The 15,879-nt window shown below is 44.4% G+C and carries 13 protein-coding genes; 2 read left to right on the forward strand and 11 right to left on the reverse strand.

Annotation, left to right across the window (positions count from 1 at the left end; all coding sequences use genetic code 11):
* Positions 1-38: 38 nt before the first annotated feature.
* Positions 39-569 carry a YhcN/YlaJ family sporulation lipoprotein gene (locus V1L65_RS19165; RefSeq protein ID WP_331700841.1) on the reverse strand — a complete coding sequence of 177 codons (531 nt, stop codon included), beginning with the start codon at positions 567-569 and terminating at the stop codon, positions 39-41.
* An 80-nt stretch (positions 570-649) separates the two neighbouring features.
* Positions 650-2,545, reverse strand: coding sequence for a PrkA family serine protein kinase (locus tag V1L65_RS19170; RefSeq protein ID WP_331700842.1), 1,896 nt, complete (start codon positions 2,543-2,545; stop codon positions 650-652).
* A gap of 245 nt (positions 2,546-2,790) precedes the next feature.
* On the opposite strand from V1L65_RS19170, the gene V1L65_RS19175 reads away from it, so the two are divergent.
* Positions 2,791-3,510 carry a DUF2161 family putative PD-(D/E)XK-type phosphodiesterase gene (locus V1L65_RS19175; protein WP_331700843.1) on the forward strand — a complete coding sequence of 240 codons (720 nt, stop codon included), beginning with the start codon at positions 2,791-2,793 and terminating at the stop codon, positions 3,508-3,510.
* Here V1L65_RS19175 and V1L65_RS19180 read toward each other — a convergent pair.
* From V1L65_RS19180 to trmL, 3 genes are all read right to left on the reverse strand, one after another.
* Positions 3,494-4,690, reverse strand: coding sequence for an aminotransferase-like domain-containing protein (locus tag V1L65_RS19180; RefSeq protein ID WP_331700844.1), 1,197 nt, complete (start codon positions 4,688-4,690; stop codon positions 3,494-3,496). The genes V1L65_RS19175 and V1L65_RS19180 overlap by 17 nt on opposite strands.
* Before the next feature lie 357 nt (positions 4,691-5,047).
* The gene (locus tag V1L65_RS19185; RefSeq protein WP_331700845.1) at positions 5,048-5,296 is read right to left on the reverse strand and encodes an AbrB/MazE/SpoVT family DNA-binding domain-containing protein; all 249 of its coding nucleotides are present in this window, start codon (positions 5,294-5,296) and stop codon (positions 5,048-5,050) included.
* Positions 5,297-5,412: 116 nt separating this feature from the next.
* Entirely contained in the window at positions 5,413-5,877 is a 465-nt protein-coding gene (gene trmL / locus V1L65_RS19190) for a tRNA (uridine(34)/cytosine(34)/5-carboxymethylaminomethyluridine(34)-2'-O)-methyltransferase TrmL (protein WP_331700846.1), read from the reverse strand.
* Between the two features lie 128 nt (positions 5,878-6,005).
* Between trmL and V1L65_RS19195 the strand changes: the two genes are divergently transcribed.
* Complete coding sequence (locus tag V1L65_RS19195; RefSeq protein WP_331700847.1) at positions 6,006-6,725, forward strand: response regulator transcription factor; 720 nt, start codon at positions 6,006-6,008, stop codon at positions 6,723-6,725.
* Between the two features lie 64 nt (positions 6,726-6,789).
* Here V1L65_RS19195 and serC read toward each other — a convergent pair whose 3' ends face one another.
* The 6 genes from serC to V1L65_RS19225 all read right to left on the reverse strand — a co-directional run bounded on the left by serC (position 6,790) and on the right by V1L65_RS19225 (position 15,776).
* Positions 6,790-7,875: a 3-phosphoserine/phosphohydroxythreonine transaminase gene (gene serC / locus V1L65_RS19200; protein ID WP_331700848.1), complete on the reverse strand. Its 1,086-nt coding sequence runs from the start codon at positions 7,873-7,875 to the stop codon at positions 6,790-6,792.
* An 80-nt stretch (positions 7,876-7,955) separates the two neighbouring features.
* Entirely contained in the window at positions 7,956-9,380 is a 1,425-nt protein-coding gene (gene glnA, locus V1L65_RS19205) for a type I glutamate--ammonia ligase (RefSeq protein ID WP_331700849.1), read from the reverse strand.
* Positions 9,381-11,081: 1,701 nt separating this feature from the next.
* Positions 11,082-12,146 (reverse strand): 3-deoxy-7-phosphoheptulonate synthase, encoded by a 1,065-nt coding sequence (gene aroF / locus V1L65_RS19210; RefSeq protein ID WP_331700850.1) that lies wholly within the window; start codon positions 12,144-12,146, stop codon positions 11,082-11,084.
* A gap of 410 nt (positions 12,147-12,556) precedes the next feature.
* The gene (locus V1L65_RS19215; protein WP_331700851.1) at positions 12,557-13,507 is read right to left on the reverse strand and encodes a 4-hydroxy-3-methylbut-2-enyl diphosphate reductase; all 951 of its coding nucleotides are present in this window, start codon (positions 13,505-13,507) and stop codon (positions 12,557-12,559) included.
* 50 nt (positions 13,508-13,557) lie between these two features.
* Positions 13,558-15,078, reverse strand: a complete 1,521-nt coding sequence (locus tag V1L65_RS19220) for a sensor histidine kinase (protein WP_331700852.1) — start codon at positions 15,076-15,078, stop codon at positions 13,558-13,560.
* Positions 15,075-15,776 carry a response regulator transcription factor gene (locus V1L65_RS19225; RefSeq protein ID WP_331700853.1) on the reverse strand — a complete coding sequence of 234 codons (702 nt, stop codon included), beginning with the start codon at positions 15,774-15,776 and terminating at the stop codon, positions 15,075-15,077. Before V1L65_RS19225 ends, V1L65_RS19220 begins: the two co-directional genes overlap by 4 nt.
* Positions 15,777-15,879 lie beyond the last annotated feature (103 nt).

Raw genomic sequence — 15,879 nt, forward strand, 5'->3', positions numbered from 1 at the left:
AGTATTCCGCTCAGCGGCTTGCTCCTGCTTTTTTAATCTTATCTAGGCGCTGCCATCGACTGTGAGATGGCATTTATAAGGGCTCCCAAATCTTGGCTCACCGATTGTGCATGCATGCCAGGAGCAGCCACTTTGAAAGCTGCCAGCTTGCTGCGCAATTGATCGTCCGAGGTAACATAAAACTTGTACGTAGGATATTGCCAGGATAACGATGAAAGAGTCTGCTTCTCAACCATTTTTTGCTTGCCGTTATTATCAACCTGGATGCCAACGAGAACATCGTTGTTATGCATAACGACTTCCGCAGCCTGAATCCCGTTCATACGCAATACAACCTGCTTCATTTGCTCTTGATTGATACGTCCGCGCCCATCCTCCGTCGCCTTTGGTTGAGCAAAACGCTGCTCATAAGGGGTTCCATCAGCAAGCTGCTGGATGGTGTTCGGCTCTGACAGCTTCTTCACTCGGTTTATCGACTGATTTTTTGCCGTCTGTCCACATGCGCAAGAAAGTAAAATAAGGCTTGTTAATGCAGCAGCAGTATAAAGCTGCGCCCATTGTCGTTTCATTTCAAGCACCTCCGTCTGTATGTTATTAACATTTGCAGAGATGCTTGAATTATTCATCATCGCTTTTATACTTGGCTTGACTAACGATTCAGCAAGCTTCCGACATATCGAAGCAATTCATTAGAGCAAACGGAGCAGTAGCCATGCTCATCCATTAATCTGCGCGTCACCTCATTGATTCGTTTCAACTGGCTTTCATCCGGCGTTTTAGTCGAGGTTGTAATTTTCACAATATCCTTCAAATCAGAGAACAGCTTTTTCTCGACCGCTTCACGCAGCCTTTCATGACTTGTAAAATCAAATTTTTTACCTTTTCTAGAATAAGAGGAAATACGAATAAGTATTTCTTCTCTAAACGCTTTTTTCGCATTTTCCGAAATGCCGATCTGCTCTTCAATCGATCTCATAAGCCGCTCATCCGGGTCCATTTCCTCGCCAGTAAGCGGGTCTTTTATTTTTGTCCAATTGCAATAGGCTTCTATATTGTCCAAATAATTATCAAACAAAGTACGGGCTGACTCCTCATACGAATACACAAAAGCTTTTTGAATTTCTTTTTTAGCCAAATCGTCATATTCCTTGCGTGCAATAGAAATATAATTCAAGTACCGCTCCCGCTCCTCCTTCGTAATAGAAGGATGCTGATCCAGCCCTTCCTTAAGTGCGCGCAGCACATCCAGCGCATTGATGCAAGACATATCCTGCTTGATTAGAGCGCTTGATACTCTGTTAATAACGTAACGCGGGTCTATCCCGGTCATGCCTTCCTCTAAATATTCATTTTGCATTTCCACCAAATCCGCATCCTTGAAGCCTTCAACTTCTTCCCCGTCATACATGCGCATTTTTTTAATGAGATCCATGCCTTGCTTTTTTGTTTCCTTCAACCGGGTAAGTATTGAAAAAATCGACGCCGCGCGCAATGCGTGTGGGGCGATATGGATATGCCTCATATCACTTTGGCCAATCAGCTTCGTCAGTATTTTCTCTTCCTCCGACACCTTGAGATTGTACGGAATCGGCATGACGATCATTCTGGATTGCAGCGCCTCATTCTTTTTATTGCTTATAAACGTTTTATACTCCGTTTCATTTGTATGAGCTACGATCAGCTCATCCGCACTGATTAATGCAAATCTGCCTGCCTTGAAGTTGCCTTCCTGCGTCAATGACAGCAAATGCCATAGAAACTTTTCATCGCATTTGAGCATTTCCTGAAACTCCATTAAACCGCGATTCGCTTTATTAAGCTCGCCGTCAAAACGATATGCCCGGGGATCAGATTCTGAGCCATATTCTGAAATCGTAGAAAAGTCAATGCTGCCGGTAAGATCAGCGATATCCTGCGACTTCGGATCGGAAGGGCTGAAGGTGCCTATTCCTACCCGATTGTCTTCGGAAATAAAAACACGTTCTACCTGCACATCCTCAATAACCCCGTTATAATCAGTTTGCAGCTTCAACTGGCAGGACGGACATAAATTGCCTTCAATGCGAATGGACAGCTCCTTCTCAATTTCCGGCCGCAGTTCATGCGGGATAAGATGCAATGGATCTTCATGCATAGGGCAATCCTTTATCGCATACACCGCACCGCGGTCAGTACGCGAAAAGCGCTCCAGCCCCTTTTTAAGCATCGTAACAATGGTGGATTTCCCTCCGCTTACCGGGCCCATCAATAGCAAAATCCGCTTTCGAACATCTAACCTGCGAGCGGATGAATGAAAATATTCTTCTACCAGCTTCTCCAATGTTTGATCCAGTCCAAATATTTCTTGTTCAAAAAACTTATATCTCTTACGGCCATCTACGTGCTCCACCCCATAAGAAACAATCATTTCGTAGACACGTGAATGCGCCGTCATTGCAGGAGAAGGATCCTTTTTTAATATTTCAATATAATCCTTAAACGACCCTACCCACGCTAACCGTTCACTTTCCGCCTGATACTCCGACAACCGCTTGAAAATATCCATGCTGCGCCTCCTCCCAACGCTTTATAAGTCCGCTATCCTAAAAGGTTTGATCGGGATACTGAACTATTCGCCTCTTCGTTCGACCGCTATAGCCATTCACAACAAATAAATATGAAGTATTACATTTCTATGCTTATCTTCCTAGGAAATTGCCCACTATTTTATTTTGTCTTCCACTTCGTTCTCCAGAATTCGCAATCCTTTGCTATAATAGCTACATATGAATGCGAATAGAGGAGAAACAAATGGCTGTTAGCAAAGAGGAAGAGCTGTACCGTCCACTCAAGGCTTTTTATGAGCAGCTAGGTTATCAGGTGCGCAGTGAAGTGCTCCACTGCGATCTGGTTGCGGTTCATCCCGAATCCGGACATACAGTGATTGTGGAAATGAAAAAAACGTTCAACCTTGCCTTGCTGCTGCAAGGAGTTGAACGTTTAAGATTGGATTACGATGTAGTGCTCGCCGTTGAACGCAACCGAAAAAAAAGCGGCGCTCACAATCAGCGCTTTGGCGATCTGACCGAGCTGTGCCGGCTGCTTGGCATAGGCCTTGCCACCGTTACTTTTTATAAAACAAAAGCGCCCGTCATCGATATGCTCTGTGAGCCTGGCGATCCGCCAGTGCGCGGCATAAGACGCAGAAAGCAACAAAATCTGCTGCGTGAATTCAATGAACGAAGCGGCGATTATAATGTAGGCGGCAGCACTGGCCGCAAGCTTGTTACCGCCTACAGGGAAAAATCTTTGCGCTGCGCCTATGTGATACATAAGCTCGGAACTGCAGCTCCAAGACAGGTTGCAGCGATAACGAAAAATCCACGCAGCGGCTTGCTGCTGCAAAATAATTATTACGGCTGGTTTGAACGCGTAGAGCGCGGCATCTACAAGCTTCGCCCTGAGGGAGAAGCGGCATTAATTGAATATAAAGAGGTTATGCAGGAATGGATTACTAGCTGCGAGCTGTAAATTCTTCAATCGCTTCAACCATTCGCTTGATGCCCTGCATTGTGCGCTCTCCTGTATTGTACGTGTAGTTGAGACGCATCGTGTTGCGAATTGGCTCGTTCGCAAAGAATGAGCTGCCAGGCACGAAAGCCACACCCTTTTGAACCGCACTGCGCAGCAATATTTCGGCATCCAGTCCGTCAGGCAGCTGCGCCCATAGGAACATGCCCCCCTTAGGCTGATCCCATGTTAAGCCGGGAACCTGCTGCTGGCGGAGAAGCTCATCCATCTCCAGCATGCGTGCTTTATAATCGCGGGAAATGACAGTAATATGCGCATCCAAATCAAATCCTTGCAGCAATTGGCTAAGCACCTGCTGATCGAGTGCACTAGAATGCAAATCAGCAGCCTGCTTTGCCTTTTCCATCATACGAATAACTTGGTTGTCGCCGATAGCCCAGCCTGTGCGCAGCGCTGGCGCAACCGTTTTGGAAAACGTGCTCGTATATATAACAGGGCCGCCTTCAACGGATTCCTGCAGAGAAAACAAGGATGGATACGTTTGATCCTCATCAAATTTAATGTCTCCGTATGGATCATCCTCAATGATGGGTATATTATTGGCAACGCACAATTCTAGCACCTGCTTGCGGCGTTCTGTGCTCCATACTCGGCCCGTTGGATTGCCGAAGGTTGGAACAGCATACATCAGCTTTGGCTGATGCTTGGCAATCAATTCTGCTGCCGCTTCTGGAATGATGCCGAATTCATCACTTTCCGCCGCTACTACCTTTAGGCCGTGCAGTGAAAACACTTGCAAGCTGGCAAGGTAAGTCGGCTTTTCAACCAGTACGGTGTCGCCTGGCTCTGTCAGCACGCCTACCAGCAAATCAATCGCTTGCTGCGAGCCGGTTGTCAGCAGCATTTGATGCGGCTGAATAAACATGTTTTTAGCAGCCATGCGTTCACAAAGCTGCTCGCGCAGCGGCAAATAGCCTTCGGTCAAGCCATATTGCAAAGCGCCCTTGCCTGCTGTGAATACGCGGTCTGCAGCGGCGCGTACTGCCTCAACTGGAAATAGCTCTTCAGCAGGCAAGCCGCCTGCGAATGAAATCATGTCCTTGCCTTGTGTCAGCTTTAATATGTCTCTTACCGCTGACGATTGTAATTGCGATACTCTGGATGAAAAACGATAATTCATGATGCTTGCTCCTCCTTGCACACTCTCTGCTCTGTAATTAAAGTTCTACCTTCTATGTTAACAATGTGTTCACAACTTTTAAAGTTTTCTTTTTGTGACTTCTTGGTTATAATATACTTAGTTAACGTGGAGGTGTCCGATTTATGAACTTTGTAATTGTTATGACCGTTTTCGTTCTAATGCTTACAGCGATCCTTACTAGCTCGTATAACGAAGACAAGACAAGCGGACTGTAAGCAAGCCATTGCGTTTACTCTTTTTTTTAAACAAATGAAGCTTCCCATCCAAGCGATTGCTGTGGTCAGGGAAGCTTCATTGCGTTATTAACGGCTCCGAGTATTCGTGATGCCTTGTTTTCTAACGACGTAGATGACCCATTTCCACCATGCAATCTTTGCATACATCACGTTCTTTGAATTCGGAAACTTCGTTCATCGAGCCGCAGAAAACACATTTTGGACGATATCTTTCTAGAATGATATGATCAGCCTGAACAAATATTTCAACAGGATCGCCTTCATTCATCATATAGCGTTTGCGCAATGACTTCGGAAGAACAATGCGTCCTAGCTGGTCTACCTTTCTAACTACTCCTGCTGGTTTCATCACTTTCACCTCTTTATGTCTAGTTTTGCAAGTTGTCGTGAAACCTTTGCACTACTTATGTTTCGACGGAAATCAAAAAATTCCTTCTGGGTTTAACAATTTTTTAAAACAGTGTTTTAAATCAGTGATTGAAATCCGTTTTGGCGTAAAGCCTCGAACAATATTATGGCTGCGGAGTTGGAAAGATTTAAAGATCTTACTTCCGTTGTCATCGGCATACGTATACAATTGTCAATGTTTTCATCGATAAGCTGCTGCGGCAGCCCCTTCGTTTCCTTGCCAAATACTAACATATCTCCATCTTTATATTGTATGTCGGAATATATTTTTTGGGCCCGTGTGCTGGCATAATAAAATTGGCTGCCCGCGTACTTTTCCTGCAGCTCTGCAAAGCTGTCATAGTAATGAACCTGAACTGCATGCCAATAATCAAGCCCGGCACGTTTAAGCGTACGGTCATCTGTATTGAAGCCAAGCGGTCTGACGAGATGCAAATGCGCTCCGGTTGCAGCGCAGGTACGAGCTATATTACCTGTGTTTGCTGGAATTTCAGGCTCGACCAGAACAATATGGAATGGCATTTTCCCTCACCTCCGATTTTTAATTATTTATCCAGCAATTTTACATTGCCTTTACGCAACGTTAATCTTCTTCGCATTTTATATCGTCATAATGAAATTACTATAACGGATGTGAAGGAGAGCTACCGATGTCCAAAAAAATATTGGTCGTAGATGATGAGCCCTCAATCGTAACACTTTTGCAATTCAATCTTAATCTAGCAGGCTATGAAGTCAAATGTGTACATGATGGCGAAGCTGTATTTGAAACCTTATCCACTTTCAGGCCAGATCTTATTATACTTGATCTTATGCTTCCCAAAATGGACGGCATCCAGGTTTGCCGCGAGCTGCGCAAGCAAAATAACGCGGTCCCTATTATCATGCTTACCGCCTTGCAAGACATTACGGATAAAATTATTGGTCTCGATAACGGCGCCGATGATTATATGACCAAGCCCTTCAGCACACAGGAGCTATTGTCCCGCATCAACGCTTTGTTCCGAAGACTGCATCCCATACCGGGCATTGCTGAAGAGACCACATTTACGATCGGCAAGCTTTCAGTGCTCGTCGAACAAAGAGAAGTGCTGCTCGATGGCAATAAAATCGAGATTACGCCGAAGGAATTTGAGCTGCTGCAGTTTCTATGCCAGCATAAAGGCCGCGTCCTAAGCCGGCAGCAGCTGCTTCACGGCGTATGGGATTATCATTTCCTCGGCGATACGCGCATCGTTGACGTGCACATTAGCCATTTGCGGGATAAAATCGAAAAAAATGCGCGAAATCCTGAGTTCATCATTACGATCCGCAATGTCGGCTACAAGCTTATAGACCCTTCTGCACGTGAAGAAAGCCGAATTGTATAGCCAACAAGCAACAAGAACCGCCCATACCTTTCACCAAAGGTATGGGCGATTGTATTTGTCTTCATTAGCCGTTGCGTTTTTGGAAATCTGTCATGAATTGCGCGAGCGCCTGGCAGCTTTCAAGCGGAACTGCGTTATAAGTAGAAGCGCGAAGCCCGCCTACATCACGATGGCCTTTCAAGCCTACAAAGCCCTGCTGCTCGGATTCCTTAACGAACAGCTTTTCCAGCTCCTCATTAGCAAGGCGGAAAGTAATATTCATTCTTGAACGGCTGTCAGCTTGCGCGCAGCCAGCGTAGAAGCCGCCGCTTTGATCGATAGTCTGATAGATCAAATCGGTTTTTTGACGGTTATAATTCTCCATCTCGGCAACTCCGCCCATCTCTTTAATCCATTCCAACATAAGCTTCACCATGTAAACGGAGAAGGATGGCGGCGTATTATATAAAGAGTTGCTTTTCGTATGAGTGCTGTAACGAAGCATTGTCGGAATATTTTTCGGGCTTTTCTCCGCCAGGTCATCACGAATAATAACGACAGTTACCCCGGACGGTCCAAGATTTTTTTGTGCGCCTGCATAAATCATGCCAAATTGCTCAATTTGCAGTGGACGGCTCAAAATATCACTGGACATATCTGCAACCAGCGGAACATCGCCCGTTACAGGGAAGCTGTTGAATTGAGTGCCGCCAATCGTTTCATTGGATGTAAGATGCAAATATGCGGCTTGCTCGGGAATAACAATTTCTGAAGCTGCAGGCATTCTCATAAATTTATCCGCCTCTGTCGAAGCAGCTATGACTGTCTCACCGATCAGCTCAGCTTCTTTAATCGCTTTGCCTGCCCACGCGCCAGTGTTTATATAAGCGCCTTTCTTGCCTTCAGTTAGTAGATTCATAGGAATCATAGCAAACTGCGTGCTTGCACCACCCTGCAAAAACAATACTTGATAGCCTTCCGGAATAGCAAGAAGCTCCTTAAGCAGTGCTTGAGCTTCGTTGTTCACTTGCTCATAGATGGCGCTTCTATGCGACATCTCCATAATCGACATGCCTGCACCATTATAATCAACAAACTGCTCCTGCGCTCTGTTTAGAACAGCTAGCGGCAGCGCTGCCGGACCGGCATTGAAATTAAAAGCTCGTTTCATCGTACAGTCTCCACCTCTCTATATCCATTTTATATAAATTAGCAAATGTAGTTCAATGTTAAAAGCTTCCATCAGAAAGATTAGCAGTCAAAATACAAACTATATTCATGCGGATGTACGCGAGTAGAAACAGCGCGCGCATCCTGGCGCTTTAACGAAATATAATTGTTAATAAAGTCCTGCGAGAACACGCCGTTTTCTGTCAAGAAATCAGAATCGGCCTCCAATGCATTAAGCGCCTCGTCCAACGTTCCTGGCACGCTGCGGATTTCACGTTTTACTGCATCAGGCAGCTCATAAATATTGTTGTCAAAAGGTCCAAAGCCTAAAGCAGTCGGATCAAGCTTGCGCTTGATGCCATCAAGTCCGGCAAGCAGCATCGCTGCAAATGCCAAATACGGATTTGCTGTAGAATCCGGCGTTCTGAACTCAATGCGGCAGCCCTTTGGCGTTACTGCAGCGATTGGGATACGAACCGCAGCTGAACGGTTGCCTCTGGAAAACACGAGGTTGACAGGGGCTTCGTAACCAGGCACAAGACGCTTAAAGGAGTTCGTGCTTGGATTTGTAATTGCGATTAGCGCCGGAGCATGATAGAGCAATCCGCCGATATAATGCATGGCCAGCTCGCTCAAATTGCCGTATGTGCCGCGTTCATAGAATAATGGCTTCTCTCCATCAAAAATCGAGGAGTGAACGTGCATTCCGCTTCCGTTCTCGCCAAATAGCGGCTTAGGCATAAAGGTAGCTGTCTTTCCCCATTTGCGTGCTACATTTTGTACGATATATTTATATTTCATAAGATTGTCAGCTGATTTTGTCAATGTATCGAAACGGAAGTTGATTTCCGCATGACCTGCCGTACCGCCTTCATGGTGATGACGCTCAACACGAAGACCTGCCTGCTGCATCGTTTCAACCATGTCGCTGCGAATGTCCTGCTGGGAATCAATCGGCGCTACAGGCACATAGCCGCCTTTTACTTTTACCTTGAAACCAAGGTTGCCGCCTTCTTCCTCACGGCCAGAATTCCAGCCAGCTTCTTCAGAATCAACACTGAAGAAAGAACGGTTCATCGAGCTCTCAAAACGGACATCGTCAAATACGAAAAATTCAGATTCAGGAGCAAAAAACGCAGTTGTTCCGATTCCCGACTGCTGCAAATAAGCTTCAGCTTTCTGAGCTATCGTACGCGGATCACGATCATACTTCACTCCATCTGGAGTAAATACACTACACATGATGTTAAGAGTGGGATGCATGGTAAATGGATCTTCGAACATGGATGTAATATCAGGCATCATAACCATATCCGATTCTTCCACACTGCGGAAACCGGAAATTGAGGATCCATCAAAAGCAACACCATTATGGAAAGTATCCTCATCAACCTCTGTTGCAGGGAGTGTTATGTGATGTGCGCGACCTGCAATATCCACGAACCGAAAATCCACAAACTGGATGTTTTTTTCTTTTATCTGCTCCAAAACCTTATGAACTGACATCAAAACTTCCTCCATTTCCGAACGTTTGCATAATTTTGAACTCAATTGTTCAATTTTTTTGCAAAACCATGTCGTTATTATAAAACTCCCCTTTCCTCTGCGTCAATAGCTATGTCAGATATTTATAATTCTTATGTCAGATAAGCTAACAAGAAGCGCAGATTCCAGGTCATTGACATGGCCTTCGAGAAACAGTGTCATTTTACATAACAGTAAATACGAACATTCACACTTGTAAAATGAATACTGAAAAAGTAACTTTTCTGACGAAGCCGAGCGTTATTTCAATAAAAACAGCTATTTTTCTCTTATAACGAAACTTAACAACCCTATGCGTGTCTGCACCACCTCAAAACGTCTCAATGTATATGAAATTTCATACACAATACGCTGATATGCCACAAAAAACACAATTGTATATGAAATTTCATACAGATTTGGTCGGTGCCACCTCAAAACGTCTCCATGTATATGAAATTTCATATACATTACGCTGAAATGCCAAAAAAAACATAATTGTATGTGAAATTTCATATACAATTGGTCGGTGCCACCTCAAAACGTCTCAATATATATGAAATTTCATATACAATACGCTGAAATGCCCAAAAAAACATAATTGTATATGAAATTTCATACAGATTTGGTCGGTGCCACCTCAAAACGTCTCAATGTATATGAAATTTCATATACAATACGCTGAAATGCCCAAAAAAACATAATTGTATATGAAATTTCATACAGATTTGGTCGGTGCCACCTCAAAACGTCTCAATATATATGAAATTTCATATACAATTGGTCGGTGCCACCTCAAAATCGGCGCTTCCACAAAATAGAGTTTGCCATCGTTGCAAAGTAATTGTTTCGGTTTTTCAACAGCCTGAAAAACTCAGGCTGTTGAAAAACCTCTGCAACGGCTAAATAGCCCGGATAACACACCTAAATCAGTAAGCCGGAAGCCGTCGATTCGTTGTAGAAGTTGAATAACCGAGCAAAAGTCGTAATACCATCTGTTTAGAATTGTAACGGAACTGAGAAGCTCTATTTAGCAATAAAAAGGAGTTTTAAAACTGTAACGGAACTGTGGAGCGCTATAGGTGATCTTTCCCCGTTTAGGTAGTGATTTTGAGTAAATAAGGTTTCTCAATTCCTTTAGATTTTAGAATAAGCTGATTTCCGTACAATAGTGTGTCTCAATTCCGTTAGCGTTTTTCAACAGCCTGAAGAAATACATTTAGAATCATTTACTCGGTATACACACTCCCTATCTACAACAATCCACTCACAACATATTTTACAGCCTCATCCACACATACAACTTACTTATAATTCACATACTTGCATAGATCAACTGTCGTCCCTCGTCCGGGCATACGGTGTGCTTACCTTCATTAATTTACATACAATAGCTTACATGCATCGTAACATCGTAACATACAGCGTTCTTGCTTTCAGCTTGCTTATTTACATTTACAAACTTCTAACATCAACTTTATTCTTTGCAATACAAGTCGTTCATGCTCCCAGCGAGCTAAACGTTTGTCTTACTTACATCAGCAATGATACTTCCATAAATTAAAGCATAGCCCAGAATGTTTCCGAGCTATGCTTATATGGATAATTGTAAGCCAGCAGCAATTGTCTGCAACTGCTATATGAATTACCTGGTATAGTTAAAATTGCATGATAGCTTTGCTTCTACAGCTTTTTCCATTCCACGAATGCATCCGCTGGGGCTTTTTCCGTATCGAACCGTTTGCCTACCAATGGAGCAAGCTGCTCAAGGTCTTTAAGCAGATTGGCGAATTGGTCAGGGAATAGCGATTGTACGCCGTCGCCAGTCGCTGAATTGTCTGGATCAGTATGCATTTCGACGATTAAGCCATTAGCGCCTGCTGCAACGGATGCCTTCGACATCGGTTCAACAAGCTCTCGGCGGCCCGTACCATGGCTTGGATCAGAAATGACAGGAAGATGGCTCAAGGATTGCAATACAGGAATAGCTGTCAAATCCAGCGTATTGCGCGTGTATGTTTCAAATGTACGTATACCACGCTCACATAGCATAACGTTAGGATTGCCGCCCGCCAAGATGTACTCAGCAGCATTTAATAACTCATCATACGTTGCACTGAAGCCTCGCTTCAGTAATACAGGCGTTTGAATCGTTCCAAGCTTGCGAAGAAGATCAAAGTTCTGCATATTGCGAGTGCCTATCTGCAAAATATCAGCATATTCCGCACATACATCTACATATTCAGGAGTCATTACCTCTGTAATGGTAAGCAAACCGTGCTTCTTGCCTGCCTCAGCCATCATGACAAGCCCCTCTACACCAACACCTTGGAAGCTGTATGGGCCTGTTCTAGGCTTAAATGCGCCGCCACGCAGCACCTGACCGCCTGCCGCCTTGACAAGGCGTGCAATCTCGTCAATTTGCTCAGGTGATTCAACCGCGCAAGGACCTCCCATAATAACAAGATTATCGCCACCGATCTTCACACCTTTAATGTCAATAATTGTATCGTCAGGGTGGAAATCACGGCTTGCTAACTTATAGGATTTTGAAATTTTCACTACGTTTTCTACGCCTTTCATTTGGCGAAGATGCTCAGCTAGCGTTGGCTCAGCTTTGCCAATAATCCCGATTACTGTGCGATCGGTCCCCTTTGATACATGCGCCTCTACGCCTGCTTTATGAATTTGATCTACAATTTCATTAATTCTTTCATCCGAAATATTAGCTTTCGTTACTACGATCATGACTCATTCTCCTTTATAATTGCGCTGCTTGGCGCTCATTATTATTTCATTTTTCTTCTTCGATTTTTCGATTAATAAGGACGACAATAAATGCATCCACTTTTTCGCTTGCCCGCTTTTATGTGTACACGCTTCTTCGCTTCTACGCTTTTATGCTTTTATGCTTTTATTTGATAAAGTAAATATACACGATTACTCCTTTTCCGTCAACACTTAGATCATTCAAAATAGAAATTTAAATAATAAACCTGCCTTACATACGAGGTCTTTGTTAAAAAAATCTATTTCAGCAGGTCTCCTCTTCACACTGGCCGCTCAGACGCGCATGCCGACGAACAAACAATAAACATACAAAAAAACCGCTTCAAGCAATGGGCTATCCCATCGCTATAAGCGGTTTTTTTTCTTTGCTAGACTGTCTTAGTACGCAGCTTAGGCAGCAGCTTGTTCATATCAACTGTCCGTTTAATCTCCCATGTTGAAGGATCATTATGATCATACTGTTCCAAATACGTGATGACTTCCTTCGTCAGCGGTGTCGGTGTCGATGCTCCCGAGGTGACTGCAACCCGGTCTATCCCTTTCAGCCACTCCTGCTTAATCTCGGATACGTCAGCAACTCGGTAAGCTTTCACTCCTGCAATTTCCTCAGACACTTGCGCCAAACGGTTGGAGTTATTGCTACGCGGGTCACCTACAACGATACAAAGCTGAGCCGTCCCTGCTTGTTCAGCAACAGCCTCTTGTCTCACTTGAGTAGCCAGGCAAATTTCATTATGCACCTCTGCATGCGGAAATTTCTCCTTCAGTTTCTCGATAATATGGCGTATATCCCATTGCGACATCGTCGTTTGATTCGTTATAATCAGCTTCTGGCCGCTTGGATATTCAAGCCCGGCTATTTCCTCTTCACGCTCAATTAATCGAACTGCATCAGGGGCTACACCAATTGCTCCCTCGGGCTCTGGATGGCCTGCCTTGCCAATATAAATGATATGATAGCCTTCCGCCGTTTTCTCGGAAATTAAATCATGTGTACGCGTAACATCCGGACAAGTGGCATCTACTACTGAAAGCCCCTTTTCACGAGCAATTTTTCTTACTTCAGGAGAAACGCCATGGGCTGTAAAAATAACAGTACCTTCATTGACCTGATCTAATATATCAAGACGATTCGCACCGTCAAGCGTAATGACGCCCTCCTGCTCAAATGCTTCCGTCACATGAGCATTATGAACGATCATACCCAAAATATAAATAGGACGCGGAAGATCTAAATTTTTGGCCGTCTGCAATGCAAGAACCATCGCATCAACTACTCCATAGCAATATCCACGCGGAGAAATCTTTACAATTTCCATGCCTACACCTGCTTCCTTCTGCTTCTATTATGCCTGCTTCCGCAGCAGATTTAATTCTCATTCTCTTCTATTATAGACGAAGCAGCTTGTTCCGCATAGGCTATCGGCAGCCATATCGTAAAGATCGTCCCTTTTCCTTCTGCGGTCACGACTTCTACCGTGCCTCTGTGCTCATCAATAATCCACTTGGCAATCGACAAGCCTAACCCGGTACCAACCGTTACGCCGCGTGATTCATCCGCCCGATAAAAGCGTTCAAATACATGCGGAACCTCGTTCGGATTCATGCCGATACCTGTATCCTTGATCATAATTCCGACATGCTGCCCTGTCTTCTTCACTCCAAGCTCAACATAGCCTTCAGTTGTATACTTAAATGCATTTTCAATAAATATGAAGAGCAGCTGCTGCAAATATTCATAATTTCCGTACAGCGTTACATCCGTAAGCAAAGTTAAATCATCAATTCGCCATTCCGCGCTGCGCGGCAGCAGCTGTGCTCGCCGTACTACTTCCTCTACAAGCGGAAGCAGCTGCAAATTTTTCTTCTCCATTACATAACCTGCGTCAGCGCGAGCCAGCGCCAATAAATCATTGACCATCGTGCTCATGCGCTTCGCTTCCGCGGATATATCCTCCATCGCCTCCTGTGACATTTGCCAGTGCTGCGGATCGAATGGATAGGCGGCGGCTTGGCTTACAGGATTCATATCTTGCTGCAGCCTGCCCCACATGTGCTGCAATAAATCGATATTGCCGCGAATCGTTGTAAGCGGCGTACGCAGCTCATGCGAAGCATCGGATACAAATCTGCGCTGCGCCATATAAGCTTCGTCAAGCTCATTATATGCCTTCTCCAGGCGTGATAGCATGACATTTAGCGTGTCTACAAGCGTATGCAATTCATCCTTCGGCCCTTGGGCAGGAATCCTGACACTAAGATCCGATCCTTTTTCAATTTGCTTCGTTGCCTGAATGACCCTTTCAACAGGGCGCAAAGCTTGGCGGGCAATAAGCAAGCCTATAGAAAAAGCAAGGACGAGCATGACCAAGGATGATGTAAACAGAATCATGCGCAGGCTGCCGAGCATCTTCTCTTCATTATAGGTAAATGCGCCAACCTGCAGTAAGCCGATGATCTGGCCGTCGCTAGAAATCGGCACCTGATAAATAAGCATTGAAAATTTCTGTTTATTTATATCTGTTTTAACTTTTAAAAAACCAGATTCAAGCTTTGTCGCTTGCTCCGGATAAGGAATTGTAAAGTTTTGAGAAAATAAATTGTCGGATAGCTTAATAATGCCGTCCCGATAATTTATCAGTTGAATAAAGAGATCCTTCTCATCCATAAAAGGATTCGGGCGTACGTTTAAATCGAGCTTTAAATCCAATTTTTTATCGTAAAATAGCCTTTGTGAAATTTGCAAGCCATTCACATGTTCAATAAGCTGCTGTTTAACACCGGCGTATGTGTTCCATTGAATGAAGAAATATATCGAAACACCAAGTGCCAGCATCGTTGCCGCAAGCAAGCTGGAATACCATAATGTCAGCCGCAGCCTGATCGTCATCCATCCAAACCACCTTTTTCCCGAAGTACATAGCCAGTCCCGCGCACGGTTTGAATAAGTCTTGCCGCTCCGCCTTCCTCTACTTTTTGGCGAAGCATTGCAATATATACTTCAAGCACATTCGATTCCCCGCTAAAATCATATCCCCAAATTTTTTCCATAATACTGTCTCTTGTCAAAACACGGCGCGGATTTTGCATAAACAGCAGCAGCAAATCATATTCCTTGGACGTCAGTTCAATTCGCTTGCCTGCGCGTATCGCTTCGCGCGAATCTAGATCGAGAGACAGATCCTCAAAGGACAGCATGCTTGCTTCCTCCAGCTTGTCTGTCTTTCTGCGCAGCAGCGCGCGTACACGCGCAAGCAGCTCCTCCAAGGCGAATGGCTTCACCAAGTAGTCATCTGCCCCAAGATCGAGCCCTTTTACCCGTTCAGAAATATCATCCTTCGCTGTCAGCATCAAAATCGGCGTCGTACTGCCGCTTTCTCTAATACGGCGGCATACTTCCCAGCCATCGATTTGCGGCATCATAACGTCCAAAATAATAAGGTCAGGTTCTTTTTTCATTAATATTTGCAAGCCCTCTGCCCCGTTTTCAGCCGTAACGACCTCGTATCCCTCGAATGCCAAGCTTCTTCTAAGCAAGGAAGTAATTTTTGCATCATCATCTACTACTACAATTTGTGCTCTGTTCAAGGCCATTCCTCCATTTGCTGCAAAAAGCGCAGAGCTTGAACCTTCTCTGCGCTTGCCTTTTTAACTAACCTTTTTCTCTATTATAATGGTCTATTTTTTAAAA

This window comes from Paenibacillus sp. IITD108, assembly GCF_036541265.1.
Classification (GTDB): Bacteria; Bacillota; Bacilli; order Paenibacillales; family Paenibacillaceae; genus Pristimantibacillus.